Annotated in this window: 24 protein-coding genes; 7 read left to right on the forward strand and 17 right to left on the reverse strand. The window is 45.3% G+C overall.

The window, feature by feature from the left end; all coding sequences use genetic code 11:
- Positions 1-38 precede the first annotated feature (38 nt).
- Positions 39-287 carry a hypothetical protein gene (locus MKZ04_RS15335; RefSeq protein ID WP_023857017.1) on the forward strand — a complete coding sequence of 83 codons (249 nt, stop codon included), beginning with the start codon at positions 39-41 and terminating at the stop codon, positions 285-287.
- On the opposite strand, the gene MKZ04_RS15340 is transcribed toward MKZ04_RS15335, so the two are convergent.
- Entirely contained in the window at positions 284-1,291 is a 1,008-nt protein-coding gene (locus MKZ04_RS15340; RefSeq protein WP_025810610.1) for an LLM class flavin-dependent oxidoreductase, read from the reverse strand. The genes MKZ04_RS15335 and MKZ04_RS15340 overlap by 4 nt on opposite strands.
- Positions 1,292-1,378: 87 nt before the next feature.
- Here MKZ04_RS15340 and MKZ04_RS15345 point away from each other — a divergent pair, with 87 nt between their 5' ends.
- Complete coding sequence (locus MKZ04_RS15345) at positions 1,379-1,516, forward strand: hypothetical protein (RefSeq protein WP_023857015.1); 138 nt, start codon at positions 1,379-1,381, stop codon at positions 1,514-1,516.
- A gap of 28 nt (positions 1,517-1,544) precedes the next feature.
- On the opposite strand, the gene nfsA is transcribed toward MKZ04_RS15345, so the two are convergent.
- Entirely contained in the window at positions 1,545-2,294 is a 750-nt protein-coding gene (gene nfsA / locus MKZ04_RS15350; protein WP_025810609.1) for an oxygen-insensitive NADPH nitroreductase, read from the reverse strand.
- Between the two features lie 144 nt (positions 2,295-2,438).
- Here nfsA and MKZ04_RS15355 point away from each other — a divergent pair, with 144 nt between their 5' ends.
- Positions 2,439-3,614 (forward strand): amidohydrolase, encoded by a 1,176-nt coding sequence (locus tag MKZ04_RS15355; RefSeq protein ID WP_341046271.1) that lies wholly within the window; start codon positions 2,439-2,441, stop codon positions 3,612-3,614.
- Positions 3,615-3,639: 25 nt separating this feature from the next.
- Here MKZ04_RS15355 and MKZ04_RS15360 read toward each other — a convergent pair whose 3' ends face one another.
- Together MKZ04_RS15360 and MKZ04_RS15365 are read right to left on the reverse strand one after the other, a co-directional pair.
- The gene (locus MKZ04_RS15360) at positions 3,640-4,809 is read right to left on the reverse strand and encodes an FtsW/RodA/SpoVE family cell cycle protein (protein WP_023857012.1); all 1,170 of its coding nucleotides are present in this window, start codon (positions 4,807-4,809) and stop codon (positions 3,640-3,642) included.
- A gap of 111 nt (positions 4,810-4,920) precedes the next feature.
- Complete coding sequence (locus MKZ04_RS15365) at positions 4,921-6,105, reverse strand: FtsW/RodA/SpoVE family cell cycle protein (RefSeq protein WP_023857011.1); 1,185 nt, start codon at positions 6,103-6,105, stop codon at positions 4,921-4,923.
- 278 nt (positions 6,106-6,383) lie between these two features.
- Between MKZ04_RS15365 and MKZ04_RS15370 the strand changes: the two genes are divergently transcribed.
- On the forward strand, positions 6,384-7,739 hold the full coding sequence (locus tag MKZ04_RS15370; protein WP_095291392.1) for a YjiH family protein: 1,356 nt from the start codon (positions 6,384-6,386) through the stop codon (positions 7,737-7,739).
- Positions 7,740-8,145: 406 nt separating this feature from the next.
- On the forward strand, positions 8,146-8,406 hold the full coding sequence (ywcE, locus tag MKZ04_RS15375; RefSeq protein ID WP_020453353.1) for a spore morphogenesis/germination protein YwcE: 261 nt from the start codon (positions 8,146-8,148) through the stop codon (positions 8,404-8,406).
- Between the two features lie 49 nt (positions 8,407-8,455).
- Here the strand turns inward: ywcE and MKZ04_RS15380 are convergent, their stop codons facing one another.
- The 8 genes from MKZ04_RS15380 to MKZ04_RS15415 all read right to left on the reverse strand — a co-directional run bounded on the left by MKZ04_RS15380 (position 8,456) and on the right by MKZ04_RS15415 (position 17,636).
- Positions 8,456-9,655: a clostripain-related cysteine peptidase gene (locus MKZ04_RS15380; RefSeq protein ID WP_212791752.1), complete on the reverse strand. Its 1,200-nt coding sequence runs from the start codon at positions 9,653-9,655 to the stop codon at positions 8,456-8,458.
- A 17-nt stretch (positions 9,656-9,672) separates the two neighbouring features.
- The gene (locus tag MKZ04_RS15385) at positions 9,673-10,128 is read right to left on the reverse strand and encodes a GNAT family N-acetyltransferase (protein ID WP_146874623.1); all 456 of its coding nucleotides are present in this window, start codon (positions 10,126-10,128) and stop codon (positions 9,673-9,675) included.
- An 11-nt stretch (positions 10,129-10,139) separates the two neighbouring features.
- Positions 10,140-11,948 (reverse strand): ABC transporter ATP-binding protein, encoded by a 1,809-nt coding sequence (locus MKZ04_RS15390; RefSeq protein WP_025810606.1) that lies wholly within the window; start codon positions 11,946-11,948, stop codon positions 10,140-10,142.
- Positions 11,942-13,867 carry an ABC transporter ATP-binding protein gene (locus MKZ04_RS15395; RefSeq protein ID WP_237585372.1) on the reverse strand — a complete coding sequence of 642 codons (1,926 nt, stop codon included), beginning with the start codon at positions 13,865-13,867 and terminating at the stop codon, positions 11,942-11,944. Before MKZ04_RS15395 ends, MKZ04_RS15390 begins: the two co-directional genes overlap by 7 nt.
- Positions 13,868-13,909: 42 nt before the next feature.
- Positions 13,910-15,910 (reverse strand): asparagine synthetase B family protein, encoded by a 2,001-nt coding sequence (locus tag MKZ04_RS15400; RefSeq protein ID WP_341046276.1) that lies wholly within the window; start codon positions 15,908-15,910, stop codon positions 13,910-13,912.
- Entirely contained in the window at positions 15,907-16,371 is a 465-nt protein-coding gene (locus MKZ04_RS15405) for a lasso peptide biosynthesis B2 protein (protein WP_023857003.1), read from the reverse strand. Before MKZ04_RS15405 ends, MKZ04_RS15400 begins: the two co-directional genes overlap by 4 nt.
- Positions 16,371-16,643 carry a hypothetical protein gene (locus MKZ04_RS15410; RefSeq protein ID WP_026580277.1) on the reverse strand — a complete coding sequence of 91 codons (273 nt, stop codon included), beginning with the start codon at positions 16,641-16,643 and terminating at the stop codon, positions 16,371-16,373. Before MKZ04_RS15410 ends, MKZ04_RS15405 begins: the two co-directional genes overlap by 1 nt.
- A gap of 360 nt (positions 16,644-17,003) precedes the next feature.
- Complete coding sequence (locus tag MKZ04_RS15415; protein WP_026580278.1) at positions 17,004-17,636, reverse strand: response regulator transcription factor; 633 nt, start codon at positions 17,634-17,636, stop codon at positions 17,004-17,006.
- Between the two features lie 171 nt (positions 17,637-17,807).
- Here MKZ04_RS15415 and MKZ04_RS21830 point away from each other — a divergent pair, with 171 nt between their 5' ends.
- Positions 17,808-17,924 (forward strand): lariocidin family lasso peptide, encoded by a 117-nt coding sequence (locus MKZ04_RS21830; protein ID WP_423734433.1) that lies wholly within the window; start codon positions 17,808-17,810, stop codon positions 17,922-17,924.
- A gap of 99 nt (positions 17,925-18,023) precedes the next feature.
- Here the strand turns inward: MKZ04_RS21830 and qoxD are convergent, their stop codons facing one another.
- From qoxD to galE, 5 genes are all read right to left on the reverse strand, one after another.
- Complete coding sequence (gene qoxD, locus MKZ04_RS15420) at positions 18,024-18,389, reverse strand: cytochrome aa3 quinol oxidase subunit IV (RefSeq protein WP_023857000.1); 366 nt, start codon at positions 18,387-18,389, stop codon at positions 18,024-18,026.
- Positions 18,389-19,003 carry a cytochrome aa3 quinol oxidase subunit III gene (gene qoxC / locus MKZ04_RS15425; protein ID WP_023856999.1) on the reverse strand — a complete coding sequence of 205 codons (615 nt, stop codon included), beginning with the start codon at positions 19,001-19,003 and terminating at the stop codon, positions 18,389-18,391. Before qoxC ends, qoxD begins: the two co-directional genes overlap by 1 nt.
- Before the next feature lie 14 nt (positions 19,004-19,017).
- Positions 19,018-20,967, reverse strand: a complete 1,950-nt coding sequence (gene qoxB, locus MKZ04_RS15430; RefSeq protein WP_025810604.1) for a cytochrome aa3 quinol oxidase subunit I — start codon at positions 20,965-20,967, stop codon at positions 19,018-19,020.
- A 17-nt stretch (positions 20,968-20,984) separates the two neighbouring features.
- Positions 20,985-21,953 (reverse strand): cytochrome aa3 quinol oxidase subunit II, encoded by a 969-nt coding sequence (gene qoxA / locus MKZ04_RS15435; RefSeq protein WP_095291511.1) that lies wholly within the window; start codon positions 21,951-21,953, stop codon positions 20,985-20,987.
- A 464-nt stretch (positions 21,954-22,417) separates the two neighbouring features.
- Positions 22,418-23,407, reverse strand: coding sequence for a UDP-glucose 4-epimerase GalE (galE, locus tag MKZ04_RS15440; RefSeq protein ID WP_023856996.1), 990 nt, complete (start codon positions 23,405-23,407; stop codon positions 22,418-22,420).
- Positions 23,408-24,207: 800 nt separating this feature from the next.
- Here galE and MKZ04_RS15445 point away from each other — a divergent pair.
- Positions 24,208-24,357: an anti-repressor SinI family protein gene (locus MKZ04_RS15445; protein ID WP_023856995.1), complete on the forward strand. Its 150-nt coding sequence runs from the start codon at positions 24,208-24,210 to the stop codon at positions 24,355-24,357.
- The last annotated feature ends 168 nt before the right edge of the window (positions 24,358-24,525 follow it).

Here is a 24,525-nt window from a genome sequence, read left to right on the forward strand (position 1 = left end):
TCAAAACGTGAAAAAAGCAATCGGAGGACATCGTATATATGCTTTCTTTTATCGTATTATTCGGCTTATCCTTCCTTATTGTCTGCTTTATATTTTTCACGATTTTGTACTTCGCCGTCAACCTGCAGAAGCGCGAGCCCAAGCCTTTTCAAAAAGCAACGGAGCAAACCGTCGATACCGTCATCCTCGTTCCGCTCAGCTGGCTGTTTACCGCTTTATACATATGCATTCTGTTTATTCTTTTCCCGATCCGCCATTTTCTCGATTTTTTTCAGCAAAAACGTTAAATTGACTGATGAAACGCTTCGGCCAGCAGCCGGTAAGATTCCAGCCTGTCTTGAAAATCGTGGGTGATCGTCACCGCCATGATTTCATCCGTTCCGTAAGCGCCGGCCAGTTCAAGCAGCTGTTCCTTCACCTGCCGCGGCGTCCCGATGACCATCCGTTTTCGATTGTCTTCCACTCTCTTTCTTTCATAAGGAGAATATTGATATGACAGCGCCGTTTCCAATGATGGAAAGCCTTCGGTCACTATCCCCTGTTCATTGGCTAATAAAGAGAAATCCAAGCTTTTTGCAAGGTTCTCTGCTTTCTCTTCTGTCTCAGCGCAAATCACAAATACAGCAATGATCACGTTTGGCTGTTCACCCAATACAGAAGGTTCGAACCTCTCTTTGTAAAGTCTGGCCGCCTCTTCTCCGCCTTCGCCGTTAATAAATTGGGCAAATGTATACGATGCCCCTGTTTGGGCGGCAAGCCTCGCGCTTTCCCCTGAGGAGCCGAGCAGCCAGACAGCGGGCGCTGCGGCCACGTTCGGCGATGCGATCAAGTTGGGAAAGCGGTGGTGTTCATCGGCTTGATCGTGTAAATATGTGACGAGATCCTGAATTTGTTCGGGATATTGGTCAGTCATCCGTCTTCCTCCATTTTGAAGAGCCATGGAAGCGATCGGCATCCCTCCCGGAGCACGTCCGACACCGAGATCAATCCTTCCGGGCGCAAGTCCTTCCAAGACGCGGAAGTTTTCTGCCACCTTGTAGGCGCTGTAATGGGGAAGCATGACGCCGCCGGATCCTATACGGATCTTCTCTGTTTTAGCCGCAAGATAACCGATCAGAACCTCCGGACTTGATCCTGCCAAGTTTCTTGAAAAATGGTGCTCGGAAACCCAAAATCTCTTGTATCCGAGGCGCTCCGCCGCTTGCGCGAGCTCCACCGTATGCTGTAAAGCCTGTTCAGGTGTGCTTCCTTCAGAAACGGGAGTCTGATCAAGTATGCTTAATGACAACATCTTTTTCACCCCAAGTCTTCGTTTACTTTTCCTGCGCAAAAAGAAATAATAATATCATGGATAAACCTAAAGGAGCTCCTAATACTGATGAATGAGACGAAGCAAAAAACGCACCCGCCAGTCGTAGAAGAACGCTTTGCAAAAGGCTGTTTATTCGGAATCCTTTTCAGTCTTCCCTTTTGGCTGATGTTTTATCTTTTTCTTCAATACATGCTGACAAGATAAGTCCCCTCCGAGTCGGAGGGGACGTTCCTTACCTTTTGTTCAAACCTTTTCCTTTAACGAATTCATTCATATACGCACGCGGTGGCTTTTTGAGGCTTCCGGTGATCTGGTCTGTCCATTTGTCAGACCGTTTGCCGTCTGTCCGCTTTTGATAATAGTTTGAAATCGTTTCGTCATATGCGGACATATGTTTTTTAAACTCGGCTTCGTCCGCTTGATAGGCATTTTCATGATAAATGTGATCAAGCGGCAGACGCGGCTTTTTATCCGACAGGTTGGCCGGATGGCCGACGACAAGCCCGAACAGCGGCAGAACGTATTCAGGTGTTTCCAGAAGCCCGGAGACTTCGTTCAAGTTATTGCGAATCCCGCCGATATAGCAGATGCCGAGGCCCATTGATTCGGCCGCTATTGACATATTTTGAGCGGCAAGAGCTGCATCGATGACGCTGACCATAAAGGTCTCCGTCCCTTCAAGAGAAGCTGTGATATCTACACCCTTTTCCCGGGCCATTTTGTCATGCCGGTAAAGGTCTGCGCAAAATACAAACAGATGGCCGTTTTTTTCAACATATGGCTGATTTCCGGCCAATTCCGCAAGCTTGCGCTTCTTGTCCGGGTCGGTGACACCGATGATTGAATAAGCTTGAATATAGCTGGACGTCGATGCGCTTTGAGCGCTCTCCACAAGCAGGCGAATCTCTTCTTCGGTCAGGAGCTGATCTGTAAAAGACCTGATCGAACGGTGATTTAAAATTGTTTCAATCGTTTTATTCATCCTTTTACCTCCTCAACCTTTATCATATCCAATATCTGCTTTTCCCTAAAGCAAAACGGTTTGGCGGACTGCAGATGGATTCAATTTCATATGGTAAAATGATAGAATCGTCTTACAATTTTTGAAGCGGAAAGGGAGATGACGGTGAAGTCTGTAATTGAAGAATTAGATGCATTATATCCGGAAATGATCGAACTCAGGAGACATTTTCACCAATATCCGGAGCTTTCCCACCGCGAGGTCAATACACCGCGCACCATTGCAAATTACTTGGAAAACCTCGGGATTGACGTGAGAACAAATGTCGGCGGCCAAGGGGTCATCGGTCATATTAAAGGCGGCCGCCCCGGCAAGACGGTCGCCTTGAGAGCCGATTTCGACGCTCTGCCATTACAGGATCAAAAAAATGTTCCGTACCGGTCAACTGTCCCCGGCGTCATGCACGCTTGCGGACACGATGCTCACACGTCGGCTCTCCTCACAGCCGCAAAAGCCCTGGCAAAGCATCAAAAAGACTTGAAAGGAAATGTCGTGCTGATCCATCAATTCGGTGAAGAGGTCACACCAGGCGGCGCCAAACCGATGATTGAAGCCGGCTGTCTCGAAGGCGTGGATGCCATTTTCGGCACCCACATCTGGGCTCCGATGCCCGTCGGTCAAGTCGGTGTTACATCAGGCCCGATGATGGCAGCCGCTGATAAATTTAAAGTCACGATATCCGGGCGGGGCGGACACGGAGGCGCGCCTCACTTAACGACAGATGCTTTAATAACAGGAGCCTCAGTCGTCAACCATCTCCAGCAAATCGTCAGCCGCAGAATCGATCCGACGGAAGCAGCCGTCTTGTCGATCGGAACGTTTCATTCAGGCCAGGCGTTTAACGTCATCGCCGAAGAAGCGGTCATTGAAGGAACGGTCCGCACCTTTTCAAAGCATGTCCAAGAGACGATCATCGCCGAGATGGAACGCGTCATCAAGGGCGTCTGCGACAGCAACGGCGCTTCATTTTCACTCGATTATGAAAAAGGCTACCCGCCTGTCGTCAACCATGAAAAAGAAACGGACATCGTCCGCCAATGTGCCAAACGAATCGTCGGCCTTGAAGCTGTCATCAAGCTCGAACCGAATATGATCGGCGAAGATTTCTCTTATTATCTAGAACATGTCCCTGGATCATTCTTTTTTACCGGCGCGGGCAATCCGAAGACTGGAGCCGTTTACCCGCACCATCACCCGCTGTTTGATATCGATGAAAAAGGCATGCTGAACGCGGCGAAAATTCTTGTGTCGGCAGCTCTCGCATTTTTAAACCAAGATTAAAGACAGCCTGATTCGGCTGTCTTTTTTACTTAAACATATACCCTTTATATTTTGTCAGCTGGCAGCTGGCATTATAAACGATCGCATAGCCGATCAAAGCAGACAACACAGAGCTCCCTCCGTAGCTGATGAACAGAAGGGGAACGCCCGTAACCGGCATCAGTCCGACGTTCATTCCGATATTTTGGAATGTATGGATGACGATCAGCGCCGTATACCCAACACAGAAAAATGACGCAAACTTATTATAAGGATGTATCTTATCGATCAGCACGACAAGCCGGTAAATGAAAAGGAAAAACAGGATGACGACAAAAGTACAGCCAATAAAACCGAAACTTTCCCCGATGACGGCAAAGATGAAATCGGTTTGGCCTTCAGGAACGTAGACTTTCAAATTGTTCATACCCGTTCCGAAGATTTCTCCAGAGCCGATCGCCGTAACGGCCTTTTCGGTCTGATACGTATCGTTCGCGTCCTGCTGGCTCGAATCGACCCATGTCATCACCCGGTTGATCTGATATTGCTGGATGTGCAGCGTATCCTTCGAAAACTCCGGAAAATTGATCACCAAAAACAGAACGAGCAGTACGAGGGTGATTCCTGACCCCGCCACAATCGAAATCAGCTTCCAGTTCACACCTGATAAAAACACCATAACGGCGACAAAGAACATGCAGATACCGGCCGTACCGGCGTCCTGCATTAAAATCAAACCGACCGGAACCGCAGATACCCCTGCGATTTTCAGCAAAAGGTGAACATCCTCCTGCATCGAGCGCGAGCCTTTCGGACTTGCTTTGGAAATCACCGAAGCCAGCATCATAATTAGGCCGATTTTCATAAATTCCGACGGCTGCAGCGTGACCGAACCAAATTGAAACCAGCTTTTCGCTCCTTTGATAATCGGTGCGATCGACGTTGGACTGAACTTTAACACGATCAATGACAAGATGCCGAATAGATATATGTATATGCTGAATTTTTCAAGCTGCTCCAGATCAAAATAGAGAAAGCCGACGATCACCGAAATGCCGAGCAGATAAAAGAACAATTGCTTTGCCGGATAGCCCTTCAGTGAAAAAGACGGCTCTGCAGCGTAAACAGCGATCACACTGATTAAAAAGAACATAGCTAATATAAAAATCAAATCTCCCTGATAATAGGGACTTGTCGTATTTTTCTTCTGACCCATTGTACCCCGCCTTATTTCTTCATCAAAAGCACTAACTTTCATTATAACATGAACAACCGTTCACATTGCGAAAAAGGGTGAATAAAATAACAGCCTGCATGCATCAGGCTGTTATTTGAACATATAGCTTTGATACTTTGTTAACTGGCAGCTTGAATTGTAGACAACCGCGAAGCCGATCAAGGTTGCTACGACTGAGCTTCCTCCATAGCTGACCAAAAGCAGCGGGACGCCGGTCACGGGCATAATGCCGATATTCATTCCGATATTTTGAAAGGTATGAATGACAATTAAAGCGGTAAAGCCCGCACAGAAAAATGAGGCAAACCTGCTGAACGGATGTATTCGGTCGATGAGCACGACAAGCCGGTAAATTAGGAAGAAAAACATAATGACAACAAAAGTGCATCCGACAAACCCGAAGCTCTCGCCGATGACGGCAAAAATAAAGTCTGTTTGCGCCTCAGGTACATAGACTTGAAGATCGCTTACACCATTTCCAAATACTTTCCCCGAACCGATCGCCAGCTGCGCCCTTTCGACCTGCATTTTATCGTCGGCATTCTGTTCGCTCGGATTGACCCAGGTCATGACGCGGTTGATTTGGTATTGTTCAACCCCGAGTGCACCCGCGACATCGGGAAATTTGATAATGACAAACAAAATCAAAACAATGACTGTAAGACCCGTTCCGAAGATGAGAGAAATCAATTTCCAGTTCACGCCCGACAGGAATACCATCACAAGAATGACAAACGCGACGATTCCGGCTGTACCCGTATCCTGTTCTAAAATCAAGCCGAACGGAACAATGATAATACCGGCGATTTTCAGCAGAAAGATGCAGTCTTCTTTCAACGTACGCTTGCCGACAGGCCCGTTTTTCGACATGAAGGAAGCCAAATACATGATCAGCCCGATTTTCATGAATTCCGACGGCTGCAGCGTAAACCCGGGAAGCATAAACCAGCTTTTGGCACCGTTGATAACCGGCGCAAACCTGTATGATCCGATATATGCCGGACTGAACTTTAACACGATCAGCATCAAAATCCCGAGCAGATAAAAATAAAAGCTGAGCTTTTCAAGCTGCTCCAAATCAAAATAAAGAAACACGATGATGATAAAGGCCCCCAGCAAATAGTAAAGGGACTGTTTCATCGCAAAGGGTTCATTATATTGATTAAACTGCTGAGCGGCGTACACAGCCACAACGCTTATGATAAAAAAGACAATATAGACAAAAATCAAATCCCCCTGATAAAAGGGATTTGTAATATTCTTTTTCTGACTCATTCGAAATCCCGCCCTTATAATATGACACGATGAAATAATCCAGGAAGACGGCATCCGCTTCCTCACAAATGATATGACGTACAAAAGAATAAAATGTTTCGATTTTATTGCGAACAAATTCCTATTCTATTTTAAAGGATTTTTCCAACTATTGTCGAATGTGATAAATTCATTGATTTTTGATTGATTTGTATTAAAATGAGTAATGTTGCATAAAATTAAACTTTTGCCTCCGGCAGAAGCGATACAGAATCACCAATTCATAAGGAGTTTTTCATTTGGATAAAGCACTTCAAAAGCGTAAACGGCTTGATCTCATAAAATTTTTGGTCCCTTCGCTTATCGGAATTATTCTGTTTATGATTCCCGTTAAAATCGAAGGAAATTTAACGATTCCAATTGCTGTCTTTTCAAATGCATTGCAGAAGCTGCTTCAGCAGCAATTGCCGTTAATCATGACGGTCATCGTAACCGCAACATTTATCTTAACCTTTATCACCAAAACCTTTCATCCGGCTTTCATTAAAAAAAGCGAGTTTTTCTATAACTTGCTGAATGTATCTTTATTTTGGTATATCGTCCGCCTGTTCGGCATGATTTTCGCAGTGATGGCATACTTTAAGATCGGCCCTGAAGCGGTATATGCCAAGAGTACAGGCGGAACATTATTATTCAGCTTGCTGCCCGTTCTCTTCTCCGTCTTTTTATTTGCAGGCCTGTTTCTGCCGTTTCTGTTGAACTTCGGCTTGCTTGAGCTGTGCGGCGCTTTGATGAAAAAGCTGATGAGACCTGTCTTTAAGCTGCCGGGACGGTCATCGATCGATTGTATGGCCTCATGGCTCGGCGACGGCACGATCGGCGTGCTCCTGACAAGCAAACAGTATGAAGAAGGGTTCTACACGAAGCGTGAGGCCGCCGTCATCGGCACGACTTTCTCAGTCGTCTCCATCACGTTTTGCCTCGTGATTATTTCACAGGTTAACCTTGCCCATATGTTCGTTCCGTTTTATTTGACGATATTGCTGGCGGGTGCCGCAGCCGCGGTGATCAGCCCGCGGATTCCGCCTTTATCAAGAAAGGCTGATACTTATATTACAGACCAAGCGGATCAGGATCAAGAGGAGATTCCCGAAGGATACACTCCATTCCAATGGGGACTCAGCCGGGCTGTCGCAAAAGCAAAACAAAATACAAGCGTCAAAGATTTCTTGCAGGACGGAGCCAAAAACGTGCTCGATATGTGGATGGGCGTCGCTCCCGTCGTCATGGCGCTCGGCACAGCCGCACTGATTGTCGCTGAATATACACCTGTTTTCAAATGGCTCGGGCTGCCGTTCATTCCCCTTCTCGAACTGCTCCAGGTTCCTGAAGCCGCCGAGGCCTCACAAACGCTTGTCGTCGGGTTCGCCGACATGTTCCTTCCGTCTGTGCTCGGAAGCGGGATTGAAAGTGAAATGACCAGGTTCATCATCGCCTGTTTATCGGTTACACAATTAATCTACATGTCGGAAGTCGGCGGTCTTTTGCTCGGTTCCAAAATTCCGGTGACATTCCTTGACCTCGTCTTGATTTTTCTCGTTCGGACGCTGATTACGCTGCCTGTCATCGTACTGTGCGCCCACTTTATTTTTTAGACAAATAAGAGGCTCTCGGCGCCAAATGCCGAGAGCCTTTTTTGTTTAGAAAAAGTCGTTGATCCAAGGGGGCTGCGGCCTTATCGTGCGGTCCAGCCTGTCACTTTCTCTTCGTTTCCGGAATCCTGCCGGTTTCGTATAGGGAACGCGCGGTCTTGACTAACTTTTGCAGGATCAATTTCCTCCACGCATTTTCTCTCCTTCATCCTTTATGTCCTATTGAATCGCCGCGAAAATTGAGCCGATAGTTGGAGCGGAAAATGCTTTCCAGTATGTATCATTTTTCGAAGAACGTGGTATAATAAATGTAACAGAATGTTCACAAATTATTCTCCAATTAGACACAATTGTTGTTTCATTCCGCTTTTTTGGCAGCGCTATCATTATTGAAAGGGGCTGAAAACGCATGGATATGTTTTTCGCTTACTTGCTGATCGCAAGCGCCACTCCTTTATTTTTATGGCTGGACAACAAAAAGGTCGCAATTTCTTCTATTCCGCCAATCATTTTAATGTGGGTCTTCTTCTTTTTCTATATGACCAGCAGCCTTTCTCCTACAGGACACTCTCTCATGATCGTACTCTTTATTCTCAACGTTGTCATCGCCCATGTCGCCGCTTTCATCATTTACGGACTTCCATTGATTCGAAAGCACATGAGCCGATAAAAAAGTGCCGGTTGTTCCGCCGGCGCTTTTTTTGCTGTAAGAGACACCATTATAGATCAAAGTTAAATGCTGAATGGGAGTAATCTTTGATGAATGTTTGATACCGGCCGCTGAAATCAAGCAGGTTGTATATTTTTGATTTTTCCGCAAACCGCTTTTGGTTGTCTCTGGCCGGATAATAAACGGACATGCCGCTTCCTCTCGGGTGCTCAGGAGACTTGATGTTCATGATGACAGCCTTTTTGACGGATTTTACGACCTCTTTCGCTTCTTTCTCAGCTCCGATCTGCTGGCCGATCAAGCTTGACAGATCGGCCAAATCAACCATATCCGATTCATCTGCATAATCTTCGGCAGCGAGACGTGCGTAGTGAAGCAGGCGCTTTCCATCCAGCTCTTTCAATGCCCGGTTCATGCTTAAGCTCAACCTGTCGAGGGCATCGACAGCGCCTTTGACGCGGTTTAATTGAATTAAAGACTGCTGCAGGTCTTCTGTTTCACCGTTTTCTTTTGACTGCTTTATGTAGCCTGCCGCGATTTCCCTGCCAAGCTCTTTCGGATCGATTGAAGGGTCGTCTTGAACAGACTGCAGCGCATATTTGTAATCCCAGCCGTTTTGATTCGTATAGTCGACTGAAGCCAGCATGTACTTTCCATAATCCCTCAAGGCATATGCCGTTTCAATCCCGGCCATTTTACAGTTGTCAAAACCGATTAAATCAAACTTTTGCTTCGTATGTTCATAGGCCTTTTTGATTCCCGACTGGAGCTCGCTTATTTTCATTTTTTTATTGCCGAAGTTTTCGTCTCCCCCGTAGCCGTCAACGGAGCCAAGCCCATGCCCCCAGAAGATCAATACATATTTTTTAGCCGGGTATGTTTTGACTCCCCATGTGATAAAATCTGTGACGGAGCCGGGACTGTCCATATTTGTCTTCCCGATATTTTCGAGGGGCGTCAGCTTCTGATGTTCGACTTTCCACCTCTGATTCACCTTGTGACTGATCGACGGGTTCGCCCATTTTTTTGCTCCTCCTGTCTGAAGAACGACATTGACGTTTGAAGATGAACCCGCATCCATCATTTCCTGAATGTCATCGCTTGCCATATGAAAATCGCTTTCCATGTCAGAACCAATCATATATACAAGAATAGTGTAGTCGTCTTTTTCTTTTAATAGAGCGGCTGATGCCGGCTGAAAAAAGGCGACTGAAATAACGGAAAACACAATCCATTTGATCAAGTTCATCTTCTTATGCTCCTTATTTAAGATTCCGGGAAATAAATAAGAGAGTAGTAGCCGTCCTCGTCCGGCTGTTCATGTTCTAATGAATATCCAACGGATCGGAAGCACGCTAAGCACCTCTCGTTATCCTCTTCAATTCCGGCAAACCATTTGTTGATCCGGCTCATTTCCGGCAATGCCATCGTCCTTTTGATGAGCGCTTTTCCATATCCCCCTCCGCGCAAAAACGGATCGACTACAAGGGCAATGTTCCCGGTCAAGTCCTCCTCAACTTCAACCATGACAACGCCGACAGGCTTGCCGTCCTCTAAAGCCGCCCATACCCGGTAGTTTTCATTCCCGTCTGCAAAATTGAACCACTCGTCAAGCGGCATCATCCCTTCCAGCCGCCTTTTCACTTCTGCATCCTCAAACCAAGTCTGCAGCCATTCAATATCTTCTTTTCGAAACAGACGTAGTTCTTCTATATTGCTCATTGTTTTCTCCTTTACTGCGCGTATTTTTCAGCCTGCAGGCGATACAGCTCTGCATACTGGGCCTGATTTTTCATCAATTCTTGATGGGTGCCGGCCTCCGCTACCCTTCCTTTTTCTAAAAATACGATGTGATCGGCAAAACGGGCCGTGCTTAACCGGTGCGAGACAATAATGACTGTTTTGCCTTGCGTCAGCTTTTGCAGCTTATCAAATATCTCTTCCTCAATAAACACATCCAGCGCAGAGGAGGGTTCATCGAATATCAAAATGTCGGCAGACTCATCACGCATAAATGCGCGGGATATGGCGATCCGCTGCCATTCTCCCCCCGACAAATTCCTGCCGCCGAACAGTCTGCCAAGCTCTGTTTCATAACCGTCTTCAAGCTTATGTAAAAACTGATCCACTCCGCCGAAGGCCGAAGCACTTTTTATTTTAGCCAAGTCGGTGCAAGAAGAAATGTCGCCCAAGCCGATATTGTATTTCAATGTCATTTCGTACCGCAAAAAATCCTGAAACACAGCCGCGGCATTTGACCGGTAATGTTCAATATCATACTTATAAAGCGGTAAACCATTATAAGAGATCGTGCCTTGATTAGGATCAAAATAACGCAGGAGCAATTTAACGAGTGTGCTTTTGCCTGATCCGTTTTCTCCCACGAGAACGGTCGTCTTATTCAATGGAATATCGAGCTTATGAATATCAAGAACCGTTTTGGTTCCATCATAAGAAAATTCCACTTGATCACATGTAAATCCTTTTTCCTTTTGAACAGCTGGCGCGGTTTCCCCATTTTCCATGCCATTTTTGCTGTTTAAAAAAGAATGAACATTTCCGAGGTGCCTCGTTTCTCTTGCACCGATCGCAAACGCAGCGAACATTTCATTGATTCCTTCGTTGAACTGAACCGCGGCTCCGATAAACAGCATCACATCCCCGATGGACAACCGACCATAAAAAGCCTGGTGAACGATGTAAATCAGAACGGCACCTGCGGCCAAAGATTGTAATACCGACCAGAACAGCTGATACAGCGCCAGTTTTTTTTGATCGTTGGACAGCGTATGGAGGAGCTCCATCGAGGTGTTTTTATAAAAAGACTTAAAAAAAGGAACAAGATTGTATATCTTGACCTCTCCGGCTGTTTCAGACATGAGAGGGACACCTGCATAATATTCCGCGCGCCGTCTCAGTTCCTGAACCTCTTTCCGTCCTTCAAAGGTCGCGTTGTTTAATTTCGCCTCCCAGTACAGTTTAGGAACGGCCAATATGAGAAACAGCAGCGGCACCCACGGTGCAGACATGCCGATCAGTAAACTGCTGGCTGCAATCATCACCATTCCGCCGAAGGTTTGAGACACGATGGAAACCCACATCGTGACAAAATATTCATTATAGCGGATGATTTGTGTATTGGTATGAAAAGATGCGTCTTCAAAAGCCGCGATATCAGGAATGGAAATTGCCTTTTTCATGAGCATTTCATCAAGATAAGCTTCGAGCTTGGCGGTAAGGAGCCTTTTCTGCATTTCAGCCACAGGCTGAAGGGCATCTACGATCAGCGTAAAAGCAATGTATGCAAAGGCCGCCCAAACAAGCGCATTCCAAGAAGACAGCTCAAACGGCGCCCGTGCAATCTCATCGATCACCTCTGCACTCAGCCAGACTAGGAGCGGTCCGAGCATTGCATTCAGCAGTGTAATAAAAAATAGAACAGCCGACTTAAAAGGGTCGCAGCGCCAAAACAACGATAAACCATAAAAGATGATGGAAGCGGTTTGAGGCAGCTTTTTGAAAAAGGAACAAAACTTCAGCAATATACCTCATCCTTCCCCTGAAACGATTTGGCCTGCATGCGGAACATTCTGCTGTATTCCCCGTTCTTGTCCATAAGTTCCTGATGGCTTCCCTCTTCCGCAATTCTTCCGTTTTTCAAAACCAGTATGCGGTCAGCCATTTTTACCGTACTGAACCGATGGGAAATCATGATCACCGTTTTTCCCTCTGTGAAGCTGTGAAATTGCCGAAAAATATCATACTCAGCCCGAATATCCAAAGATGCGGCCGGCTCGTCCAAGATGACAAGTCCGGCATCTTTCATAAACGATCTGGCTAAAGCAATCCGCTGCCATTGGCCTCCCGAAAAATCGGTGCCCCCCCATTCAGGGCCGATCATTGTTTCCAGCCCTTCAGGCAACTCTTCGATGATTGGTTCCAGCTTAGCGGACCGGGCGGCGGCGCGAAGTTTTTCTTCATCACCTAAAGCTTCCGTTCGCCCTACCGCGATATTGTACCGGAGTGACAATTCGTACTTACCAAATTCCTGAAACACGACCGCCATCTTGTTTCTCAGCTCTTGAAGATCGATCTTGCGGATGTCTTTGCCGTTCACTTTAATCTCACCCTCATCATATTCATAAAAACGGCAGAGCAGTTTGATGAGCGTTGTTTTCCCCGATCCATTCGCCCCTACAATGGCAATTCTTTCTCCCGGTGATACTGAAAAGCTGATTCGATTTAGAACATCGCCTGTGTGCATGTCATTCGGTTCAGGCTGCTCGTCGTGTTCCCGCATTTCTTCATCTTCAAGCTCATCGAGCATATCCAAATCTTCCTCATTCACATCAGCTTCATTTTCCCGGGAGCCGGCAGCCGCTTCTCTGAAAGGATAGCGGAAGGTGACATTTTTGAATTCGACTGCCAGCGGTCCTGCGTCCCCGAGAGATTCGCCATTGGAAGGAAGCCTGATATCCTTTTCGGCGTTCATAAAAAGAAAAAAGTCTCTTCCCATTCTCCATATATCCAACGTATCTGCACCTTCCTTGGCGATATCCCGGAGAGCCGTTGATAATTGGAACACGGCCCCCAAGTACAACGATATATCCCCCACAGAAAAACTGTTTGAATGGGATTGGGACAGGATCCAAAAGTACCCCAAACCCGTTCCCGCCCCCGATAAGAAACCCGTTAAAACCGACCAGCGCGCGCTTCTGACTTGAATATTCCGCAGCACAGAATATAAGCCTTTAAAAGCAGATTGATATAAATCAAGAAAGAAAGATCCCAAGCCAAACAGGCGTACTTCTTTGGCGGATCGTCTCCCGAGCAGAATGTGGCGAGCATATGCGGCCCTCCTTCTGACAGGGGCGTAATCCTTGTGATATTCCCACTCCATTTCATTGTAATGATTATGGACAAAAGCGAATGGAGCGGTAGAGAAAATGAGGATGACAGCAAGAACGGGCGACAGGTAGGCAATAATCAAAACAACGCCCGCCAAAGACATAACGGCTGTCACCAAGTTCGAACTGATATTAATGAATTGGGAAGGAAGCCATGTCGAGCGATCCCGCAGTGTTTCCAGCCGGTCCCTGTACTTTGGATCCTCAAAAAAACGCATCCCCGGAATGCGGTCAAAAGCGTCGATTAACAAACTGTTGACTGTGATCATCGACCTCTCAGAAAGCATGGCCTTCACCCATTTTTCCAATGATTTAACGACACTGATCATGACCAGGCTTCCCGCATAAATGACAGCCCATATTTCCGCATAGATGACCGCTTCCTGCTCGACAATGCCGTCGATCATTTGCTTTGAAGCGTACAATTGGATTAAAGGTGCTCCGGCTTCGATCAGCATGAAGATAACCATGCAAATCATCAGCCGCGGACCGGATTTCCAGACCATTTTCCCAAGCAGGCCCGCCGTTTGCAGCGGCTCTTGAATATGCTTCATCTTCAACACATGCTTCACCTTCATTTTCTATACCTATTGTGGTCATTGATACGAGTATATTTTGGCTTTCTCCGGCGTATTGACGGTTTCGATATCAGCCATGACCCTTGGTTTTCCCGGACGGCTCCGGTCGAGAAGGTGCTCCTTCCCTTTGGATGCTTCCCTGAGCCATATTTCCAAGTCAATGACAGATCTCATGTACTGATAGCCCATGCCCAGATCATTATTTGGATCTTCAGAGCGAATAGCCATAGCCAGCAAGTGTTTCCACCATATATCGCGCTTAATGATGCCGAGCTCTTCAACAAAGACGTGCTCTCCCGGTTCAAATAGCTGAAGAACGTGTCTGCGGTCATTCATAAAGCTTTTCCTGGCCATATGGGCATATGTTGTTTTCGTTGATCTGTTATAAACATAGGCAGGCAGGATATCGGTGAAAGATTTGCGAAGAAGCATTTTAGAGCCTGCATAATGTTCTTCAAGCCCTTTTAAAACATCAAAATGCTGTTCAGGCGGTACGGAAAATGAAAATTCGATCAGCCTCCGATCCAAAAACGGATGGTACGTAGGCAATGTCACACCAACAGCATCCATGTACCTCGCTCTCGGCCACAAAAAGTCATAATGGAACCTCTTACCCCACACCGAGAGCTCCCGGCTTTTTCGATAGCGAAGATGATCCTCCTTATTGATCTGGTGTTCTCTCTTTCGGTGTTCTTCAGTAAAATATTCAGGCAGCTCATATTCCGTATCTGACCACAGCAGGTCGTAATAGAGCTTTTCTCCGATATAAGGCATGAAAGGGGCGATTCCGTATTGAAATCCCAGCTTCAGCATCTCTTTCATGCTGCCGCCTGACCATTCGCGAAGCAATTTGTAGATTTCAGAAAACCGTCTCTGCCGAAGCAGAGAATCGATCACTGACACTTCTCCGCTAAAAATGAAATCCCCGCCCTCACCCGTCAGGACAGACGAAGCACCATACTCCTCAGCGATCACTGTAAAAGTCTCATTAACCAGTGAATTGGCTCTCGGATCAGGACCGTCTACAAACCAAAGCGGATCACGCCCGATTTCCGCGTTTGGAATTTTGGCTGTGGCGTCTCCGAGAATGATCAGGCCGGGAATATCCATATCGCGCATCATATTTTTTACAAGGTCCTTGTCATGGCTTAATATCATGTCAGGTTCGGCAAATGATATATTGACGGCCAGCAGCTGTTCCTTCCGTCCGCCTGCAATTGCGGCGGCGGTTACGGCAGCTGAATCCAGTCCGCCGCTTAATTCGACAATATGCTTTTCATCTTTTAAACGATCTGCTGTCACTTCCTGAGAAAGCTCCCGGAACCGCGGAACTGCGTCTCCAGCAAGATCTTTCCCGTTTAACAGCTGCGAAAGTCCCCAATAGCTGTGCGCATGAACCGCATGATCCCGGCCAAGAAAAGCGTAGGACGCCGCAGGCACTTTGCGTATTCCTTTAAAAAACGTCCGATCTTCAAAGCCGTTTTCTCCTACAGCAAAGCCTGAAGTAGGAAACATTCTGCACACATTTTGATCGATCGCAAAAGGAATGTCATGAACAAGCAAAAGGATGCGCAAGTCATTCGCTGCAAACCATTCTCCTTTCGGACTGACCCAGTAGTAAACAGGACGGGTTGCGTATATATCAGTCGCCAAAACAAGGCTATGTAGACTGTCATCCCACCACATCATCGTAAATTCGCCATGCGAGTGAGACAGCATGGCAGCTTGATCCTGCTTCAAAGACACGTACAGCTTGTCATATTGTTCAATCTTTCGGGTGCCATCCGATTTTGCGTTAAGACCGCCGCTGATCCAGCCGTCTAAGATGACGGGATGCAAAAGATTTATTTGAGTTGTAGGTCTAAAAGCTTCATCGTATCGGATATGCGCTTCAGCCATGTTTGCGATCCCGCGGCTGTAGCTGTGAATCCGTTCCACCCGTCCCCATTTCTTGACGGCGGAAACCCACTCATGCCATGCAACGGTGTTGTCTCCCTGCATTCCAAACCATACTTTCATACTAGAGATAACACCCACCTTTCAGCGTAAGCGCTCATCTTATACGTCTGTAAAACTTTTAAATCCTTATTTTTATGATTCGGATCGATCGATTTGCCGTTTTCCATTTGAACCCACGCATGAGAAAACAGCTTGTCATCAATTTTCTTGACCCCGATCATGAGATCAGCATCAAACCCATTGCTGAATAATATAGATTGAATCGTTAATGCAATAGAAACGCACGAAGTAACCAAATGGTCGTCTTCATCAAGCGAATATAAATATTCGCCGTTCTGGTGCAGTTCGTCTATATCAAGCAGCCCTGCACCTCTTTGCTGTGCGCTCGCATACAGCGGAAACAGATGGATCGCAATTTTTTCATAAGCTTCTTCAAAATCATGATTTAACAGCATCATACGTACAAAAGCATGAACGGTTGTAAAATATTCGTGATTTTTGACAAGCGCTCTTTTTTTCATCAGCTTTTATCCTCTATTTCAATCAGCTTATGATGTGTCAGTTCCTGTATCGCCTCATTTAATATCGCTGACAGTTCTTCCTCTGTCTGATCGAACGCCGATTGCCACTTGATCAGAATATCTTTTTTATCCTTTCGCTCATTTTCAATTTCGATCCACAGCTCTTTTAAAGCCCCTTCCAATCCGAAATACTGCCCATTGTCCAGGTTTAGGACGATGCATTCATTTTCCAACACGGTTGTCGCTGTCTCTTGATTTCGAATAATTTTCAAAGATTAGACCTCCCCGGTATGCATGATTTCAGAAAAATAAAGGAGAAGAGAGCCGGCAAGCTCTCTTTCAGCACTTTATGCATGATGTTCTTTCCACGCCCTTGGCGAATGCCGTTATCATTTCAGCTTTGGAGCGTTTTAAAAAGAGCCTGCAATGCGACGATACCCCTGAATTTACCAACTGACCACATGAATCAGATTATCACAGGACAATATCAAAAAAACCGCAAAAAACTACCGAAAACCGACATGAATAGCCAATGGCATCAATGGGCCATTATTACGGGATTTATTCGGAGGAAAAAGAAAAAGAGAGCCTATCGACTCTCTTTTGCAGGGAAAAGCAAATATATACTTTGTCTAAACTTTCTGCTTGATCAAATTAAGCATCGTTCCTTTTTTTACTGCGCAGTACCGTGACGTTACTTTGAGCTTTTTATAGATTTTGCTCAAGTGATACTCTACGTTGCGCGTCGACATTTGTAGGTCTGCTGCGATCTCTTTATTTGTTTTACCGCTGGCCACCTTCTGCAAAATATCCAGTTCTGTGTCTGTTAAATGCTCGTCCACCGCGAGATCGGAATCAAGCCTCAGTTTTTGCAGCAAACCGTCGGGAAATAACACAGCCCCTTTTAAACACAATAAAATACTCGAAGCAATCATGCTGTCTGTATACGATTTATCGATAAACCCTTTAACTCCGGCCTCAATCAGCTTATTAAAATATGAGTGAATTTCATCTCCCGAAAACATAATGATAATTTTGGATTGAGGTGCGGTTTCCAGCGTTTTAAGAGACAGCTCCAACCCGTTCATTCCCGGCATTTTTAAATCATAAAGAAAAACGTCTATATGTACCTCTTGATTTTTTAAGAGGTCGAGAGCTTCATTTCCTTCGTGGCAAACGATGACATCCATATTATATTTTTTTAATATTTCCTTCATTCCGGATGTCAGAACCCTGTAGTCGTCTACTAACAACACGCGTATCATCAGTAACACTCTCCTTAAATCAGTTTCCTCCGAACAAATACCGCAATAAAAACCCTATGAATAGAATTGAAGGATGATGTCGGGTTTTAGTGCCTTTTTGTGGTTTTTACCACTTTATTCTATGATAGCATGAATATGTAATCAACTGGAAGTAATAAGGAGGTGACACAGATGCGCAAATTGGAAACTGCCCAAGTTAAAAACTATGGTACATTCCTGACTGTTACTCTTTCTAAAAAGAGCAAGCCGGGCGACGGCAAATTCGGCCGCGGCGTAAAACGCGGTTAAGAGTGTATGAGAAAGAGAGAGCCTGTGGCTCTCTCTTTTTCCGTTCAGCAACCAAAAAAGAGTGCGGATCGTTGAAATCCGCACTCTTTTGCCAATCAATTAATGTCCGCTGTGCTCAGAATGTTTTGCACCTGGAGTACCGCCCTCAGGGTTGTCTCCGTGATAGTTGTGAGCAGCAAAGATCCAGACGGAACCGGCAATAATCGCAACCGCAATAAATGCGGCAAACAGCGTATTCCCGACTTGGATTTTGCCGCTGTCACTTTCAGTCATATGCATAAACATTAAGAGCTGAAGTCCAGCTTGGATGATCGCAAAACCGAAAATAATCCACAGCTTTGCAGCCATGCTTAAATCCGTATAAATCACCCACAAGGCCAGTAAGGTCAGCACAATGGACAACACGAACCCGACAATATGCTTCCAAGGAAAGTGGCTGTGTTCAGCCGATTGTTTTGCTGCCATTATACATTCACCAACCCTATCAAATAGACGCCGGTAAAGATGAAAATCCATACCACGTCTAAGAAGTGCCAATACAAACTTGAGATAAACAGCTTAGCAGACGTTTGCGGGGTTAGGCCGCGCTTTTTCGTCTGAAGCAAAATGCCGATAATCCAGAAGATACCGATCGATACGTGCAGTCCGTGTGTTCCCAATAGAACAAAGAAAGATGACCAGTAAGCACTTGTCGATAAAGTGGCACCTTCGTGTACATAATGATTGAACTCATAAAGCTCATAGCTGACAAACCCAGCACCGAGCAACAGGGTAATGATCATCCAGATCATCACGCCTTTCAAACTGCCGCGGCGCATCTCATGCACTGCGATGCCGCATGTGAAACTGCTCGTTAACAGCAGGAACGTCATGATTAAAACGAGCTTTGCGTCGAACAGTTCTGCCGGCAGTACGCCCCCCGCTGTTCTGTTATGAAGAACAGCATAGGTCGCAAATAACGTAGAGAATAAAGCAATCTCCGCTCCAAGAAAAATCCAAAAGCCAAGGATATTCAACCTTCCGATTTCAGAACGGTATTCCATAGGAGCGTTAGAATTGCTGTGTTCTGCATGTTCCATCAATCCCGCCTCCTTTACTTGGCATTCTTTCGTTCAGTCTCTTTTATTTCCTCAACACTTACATAGTAGCCGTCGTCATATTCAAATGAACGAAGAATCATACAGAGGAATACACCGATCAGACCGACGATTCCCATCCAGAACCATTCAAAGACAAGCCCGAATCCAGCAAATCCGAAGCATAATGACATGAGAAACGGACGGCCTGAATTGCTCGGCATATGAATCTTTTTAAACTTGCTTTCAGGATGAATCTCGACATTGTCTTCCTTCATTTGCGCAAATGCGTCAGGTGATGTAACCTCAGGCAGAACCGCAAAGTTATAGTGCGGCGGGATCGCAGAAGATGTAGCCCACTCAAGTGTACGACCCATTCCCCAAGCATCTCCTGATTCTTCGCGTTTTGAATGACGGAAGCTGTAGAAAATGTTGTAGCAGAGAACGATGAATCCTGCGGCCATCAGCAATGCGCCGAATGTCGCAATCATGTTCAATGCAGTCCAGCCGTCTTCTGCTCCGTATGTGTAAATACGGCGAGGCATTCCTTGCAATCCAAGGAAATACATCGGGAAGAAGCAGATGTTAAAGCCCGTCATGAACAGCCAGAAGAACCATTTTCCGATGCGTTCGTTCAGTTTGTGACCGAACATTTTCGGATACCAGAAGATCAATCCGGCGAAACATGCAAACACAGTACCCGCGATCAGCACATAGTGGAAGTGCGATACGAGGAAGTATGTGTTGTGGTATTGATAATCCGCAGCTGCCATCGCAAGCATAACGCCCGTAACACCGCCGATGACGAAGTTCGGAATAAATGCAAGCGACCACAGCATCGGCGTTGTGATTTTGATTCTGCCTCGATGCAGCGTCAACAGCCAGTTAAAGATTTTAACTCCGGTCGGCACCGATATCGCCATCGTCGTAATCGAGAAGAACGAGTTGACCGCCGCACTGTTGCCCATTGTGAAAAAGTGGTGCAGCCAAACGACGAAGCTGAGAACCGAAATTGCAACAATTGAATAAACCATTGCTTTGTAGCCGAACAGCTGCTTTCTTGCGAATGTCGCAATGATTTCTGAAAAAATACCGAAAGCAGGCAAAATAACGATGTAAACCTCAGGATGTCCCCAAATCCAGAACAAGTTCGCCCACAGCATCGGCATACCGCCGTTCGCCAAGGTGAAAAAGGCTGTTCCGAACAAGCGGTCAAATGTCATCAGCGCCAAAGCCACTGTCAAGACAGGGAAGGCGAAAATGATAATCACACAAGTGATCAGCGTTGTCCAAGTGAACATCGGCATCCGCCATAGGGTCATGCCTTTTGTACGCATTTTCAGGATGGTCACCATAAAGTTAATCCCGGTGAGAAGCGTACCGATACCCGCTATCTGAAGTCCGAGCAAGTAATAGTTCTGCCCAGGCCCAGGACTCAGCTCATTGCCTGCAAGCGGCATGTAAGCCGTCCATCCTGCATTCGGCGATCCGCCGATGACGAATGAAATATTAAACAGCATCGCTCCGACCATGAAGGTCCAGAAGCTCAAGTTGTTCAAATACGGGAATGCAACATCGCGCGCACCGATTTGGAGCGGTACGACGACGTTCATTAATCCAATAAGAAACGGCATCGCCATGAAAATGATCATGATCGTACCGTGTGTCGTAAACACTTCATTATAGTGGTTTGAATCTAAAAAGCTATTATTAGGAAGCGTGAGCTGGGCACGCATCATTAACCCGTCGACACCGCCGCGGAAGAACATAATGACTGCGGCAATGAGGTACATGATTCCTAAACGTTTATGATCGACGGTGGTAATCCATTCTCTCCAAAGCCATTTCCATTTTTTGAAGTATGTCAGCACAAATACGATTGCAATGGATGTAAGCAAAATGGAAATCTGTGCTCCAAGAATTAATGGGTCACCTGTAATTATGAATTCGTCCCATTTCAAATTCATGCAAGCTTCCTCCTTTCCTAGTGAGAATCTTGGTCTTCAGATTGTTTTTGATCTTTGTTTGTCTTCACGTTTTCAAACGGATCTGATTTTGAGTGCGGAGACAATGGTTTATAGCCCAATCTTTCGCGCGCTTTAATGGCGTATTCCGCATCATTTCCGTGGTTAACATACTTCAGGTGTGTCGATGAGAACGTCATTTCGTCCGCATGCTGAGGAAGCATCAGTTCATCGTACTGGTTTTTCGTCAGCTTAGGAGCTTCTTTCTGCGTTTTCTTCACCCAGTCGTTAAACTTGCTTTCAGATACCGCTTTGACATTAAACTGTTGTTCTGCAAAACCTTCACCTGTGAAGTTTGCATTTCGGCCTTTATAAGTACCCTCATGGTCTGCCTGTAAATATTGCTCCATTTCCATTCCGGACATGGCATATTTTTGCCCGCCAAGCTGCGGAATCCACAGTGACGCCATAGAATCGGCAGATGAGATTTTAAACAAGATCGGTCTGTCTGTCGGGATATTCAAATAGTTGACCGTTTCGATATCCTGTTCCGGGTAGCTGAATACCCATTTCCAATCGACAGATGTCGCATATACGACCAAAGGTTCCTTGTCCTTTGATGCTTTTGGAGCCTCTTCTAGAGAATAAATTGTTTGAACTGTCGGCACTGACAGCGCAATAACAATTAAAATCGGAACCACTGTCCAGACGATTTCTAAAAATGTATTGCCTTCTACTTCCGGGCTGTAAGGAGACTTTCTGTCTTTACGCTCACGGTATTTCACAATCATCACAGTAAAAAGGACAAATACGACCGCTACGATAAACAGCATAAATCCAATCGATAATAGAATAAGATCTCTTTGCTGCGAAGCAACCGGTCCTTTAGGATCCAATACCGCGATTTGACTGCAGCCGCCCAATAAAAAAATGGAGGAAAGTAGAGTCAGCATAATCAGTGGTTTAAATGCTCTGAACAAGAGGATCACCATCCTTCCTTAAATGATGTCTAAAATTTGGTCAGAATATCTAAGATAAAAGGATTCTGAAAAACTTTTTTCTTCTACCTTGCTATGCTATCAAAATCTTCACCAATTAGCCTTATTTTTTTCGATTGTTCACCTTTTTTTCACCCAAATGTCACAAAATCGTCAAAATTTGTTCATGATATTATGAATAATGAAGGAAATAGACTGGTAATTTTTTAGTTCTTTTTACACACATAGCAAGAGCTGACAAATCCCTCCGAAACAAAAAATCTGTCAAATTTAGGTTTACCACAATAAAAAACTTTGGTCAATCATTAATTTAACATTGTTAAATTTTTTCATGGTGAATCATTATCTTCCTCCATTCCTTTTCCCTGTTGACAGCACGCTTTAAACATCAAAAAAGAGCTTCCTTCTGTAACTGAAAGCTCTTTTTCATCCTATTTAATAGGCGTCATCGCATTCTAGCTTTGATAGCCGTTCGGATGTGCCTTAAACCACTTCCACGCGCTGTCAATGATCGTTTCCAGCTCGGCGTATTTCGGCTGCCATCCCAGTTCTTTCACTGCTTTTTCAGAAGAGGCGATCAGCTGTGCCGGGTCTCCAGCACGCCGCTCTGCAACCTCCGCCGGTATCGGGCAGCCTGTCACTTTCCGGGCTGTTTCAACGACTTCTTTGACCGAAAAGCCCGTGCCGTTTCCGAGATTGTATACAGTGCTTTCTCCGCCCTTTCGAAGCCTTTCGACAGCGAGAATATGCGCGTCGACCAGATCCATTACATGGATGTAGTCTCTGATGCACGTACCATCTGCAGTCGGATAGTCGTCGCCGAAAATCATAATCTTGTCGCGTTTGCCAAGCGCGACTTGAAGAATGATCGGGATCAGGTGCGTCTCAGGCTGATGATCTTCGCCGACCAATCCGTCTACATGCGCACCGGCAACATTAAAGTAGCGAAGGACGACATGACGGATTCCATATGCTTTTTCAGACCACTTCAGCATTTTTTCAATCGCGAGCTTCGTTTCCCCGTACGGGTTTGTCGGATCCGTCGGATCTGTTTCCATAATCGGCACACGATCCGGTTCTCCGTATGTTGCAGCCGTTGATGAGAAGACAATTTGCTTTACATCGAACTCTTTCATGACCTTTAACAGGCAAACGGCTCCGTAAACATTGTTGTCATAATATTTGAGAGGATCTGTTACGCTTTCTCCAACCAAAGAATCGGCCGCGAAATGCATGACAGCCTCAATCTCGTTTTCCTGAAATACTTTTCTTAGGAATGCTTCATCGCGCAGATCTCCATTATAGAAAGAAGCTCCCTTTAAAGCCGCCTCTTGATGTCCAGTTTGCAGGTTATCAATAATCACGACTTCTTCATTGCGGCTTAACAGTTCCGCTACAGCATGGCTTCCAATATAGCCCGCCCCTCCGCATACTAATATTGCCAATTCATTTCTCTCCTTTCAGCGGCGTTATTCTTCCATTTTAAGTCTATAAAACGCCTGTGAATCTCTTTTTTAATCCTAAGATGATATATTCGCTTTTTCATTTTACCACCTTCAGCATTTTCCAGCTCGTATTTTCATCATTTTTTCAAATAAAAACTAGGGGCAAAACAAGTGGAAAGGTTTCTGTTCCATTAAATGCCTTACAAGGAATAGTTCGGGTTTTTATCCATTACAATGGTTTCATCCTGGTGAATTAAAGCGATTTTGAGGCAAAAGCTATACTTTTTTCTCTGCATTTGAAACCAATGTTCTTTTTTTCCACTTAATACTGGTCGATAATAGTATTTTCGTATTACCCTTCTTTAACCCATACAGCAACTAAGCCGAAAGGACCCTCCCTACCCACCATGTCTTTATTCTAAATCATTCCTTGAAACCATTGATTTTCCAATACTTTTGCGTAATAATCTGCCAAAAATCTCTTTCTTATTTTTAGAATATTCAAAGGATATTCGGCTGCAATTGAGAAATTCTTAATAGGGAAAAATGATCATTTTTAATTGAATACTATCCAGTCAGTAATTGATTGTTTATTATTATAAGTAAGAATCTAAGATTTTTTGGTTTTTTTAGTCAGTTATTTAGGGAATAGGTAGGTTTATCAAAGATGACTTTGTGAATTTTTTATGAAATTTGTCATTGTTTTCACATGGCTGTTGTTTTATAACTTTTATTGCATCTCAAGGAAAAACCGTTTTTTTCTTTGAGGTGAACAACGTCTTATCATATTGGAGGAAGCTATGAATACTCAAACGAAACACAAGTTGGACAAAGATTGGGTGATTTTGATGAAGGAGGCGAAAAAACTTGGGCTGCAAATTGAAGATGTGAAAGAATTTCTTCACAGTCAGCCCGTCCAAAGCGATGCTGAAAAACCGATAAAGCAGTAAGCGTTTAGAAGCATCAGTTATCCAAAAAAACAGGCGGTTCTGTTGAATCTTGATCTATCAAGATGATCCAACCGGCTGTTTTAACGAGTGTTTTAATTGATAATGACGTATTTGAGCAGCAGGCCTGCTGCCTGTGTATAGATTCTGTCTGCTCCATAGAAACGCGCG

This window comes from Bacillus sp. FSL W7-1354, from assembly GCF_038002405.1.
GTDB lineage: Bacteria > Bacillota > Bacilli > Bacillales > Bacillaceae > Bacillus > Bacillus paralicheniformis.

Bases quoted from the DNA above. Each gene is read 5' to 3' on its own strand.
- qoxC (WP_023856999.1), bottom strand. From the start codon at position 19,003: ATGGAACATGCAGAACACAGCAATTCTAACGCTCCTATGGAATACCGT.
- MKZ04_RS15360 (WP_023857012.1), bottom strand. From the start codon at position 4,809: ATGGGTCAGAAGAAAAATACGACAAGTCCCTATTATCAGGGAGATTTG.
- ywcE (WP_020453353.1), top strand. From the start codon at position 8,146: ATGGATATGTTTTTCGCTTACTTGCTGATCGCAAGCGCCACTCCTTTA.
- MKZ04_RS15365 (WP_023857011.1), bottom strand. From the start codon at position 6,105: ATGAGTCAGAAAAAGAATATTACAAATCCCTTTTATCAGGGGGATTTG.
- qoxD (WP_023857000.1), bottom strand. From the start codon at position 18,389: ATGGCAGCAAAACAATCGGCTGAACACAGCCACTTTCCTTGGAAGCAT.
- MKZ04_RS15415 (WP_026580278.1), bottom strand. From the start codon at position 17,636: ATGATACGCGTGTTGTTAGTAGACGACTACAGGGTTCTGACATCCGGA.
- MKZ04_RS15395 (WP_237585372.1), bottom strand. From the start codon at position 13,867: ATGAAGCATATTCAAGAGCCGCTGCAAACGGCGGGCCTGCTTGGGAAA.
- MKZ04_RS15345 (WP_023857015.1), top strand. From the start codon at position 1,379: ATGAATGAGACGAAGCAAAAAACGCACCCGCCAGTCGTAGAAGAACGC.
- MKZ04_RS15400 (WP_341046276.1), bottom strand. From the start codon at position 15,910: ATGAAAGTATGGTTTGGAATGCAGGGAGACAACACCGTTGCATGGCAT.
- MKZ04_RS21830 (WP_423734433.1), top strand. From the start codon at position 17,808: ATGCGCAAATTGGAAACTGCCCAAGTTAAAAACTATGGTACATTCCTG.
- MKZ04_RS15340 (WP_025810610.1), bottom strand. From the start codon at position 1,291: ATGTTGTCATTAAGCATACTTGATCAGACTCCCGTTTCTGAAGGAAGC.
- qoxB (WP_025810604.1), bottom strand. From the start codon at position 20,967: ATGAATTTGAAATGGGACGAATTCATAATTACAGGTGACCCATTAATT.
- MKZ04_RS15385 (WP_146874623.1), bottom strand. From the start codon at position 10,128: ATGAGCAATATAGAAGAACTACGTCTGTTTCGAAAAGAAGATATTGAA.
- MKZ04_RS15445 (WP_023856995.1), top strand. From the start codon at position 24,208: ATGAATACTCAAACGAAACACAAGTTGGACAAAGATTGGGTGATTTTG.
- MKZ04_RS15335 (WP_023857017.1), top strand. From the start codon at position 39: ATGCTTTCTTTTATCGTATTATTCGGCTTATCCTTCCTTATTGTCTGC.
- MKZ04_RS15380 (WP_212791752.1), bottom strand. From the start codon at position 9,655: ATGAACTTGATCAAATGGATTGTGTTTTCCGTTATTTCAGTCGCCTTT.
- MKZ04_RS15405 (WP_023857003.1), bottom strand. From the start codon at position 16,371: ATGAAAAAAAGAGCGCTTGTCAAAAATCACGAATATTTTACAACCGTT.
- nfsA (WP_025810609.1), bottom strand. From the start codon at position 2,294: ATGAATAAAACGATTGAAACAATTTTAAATCACCGTTCGATCAGGTCT.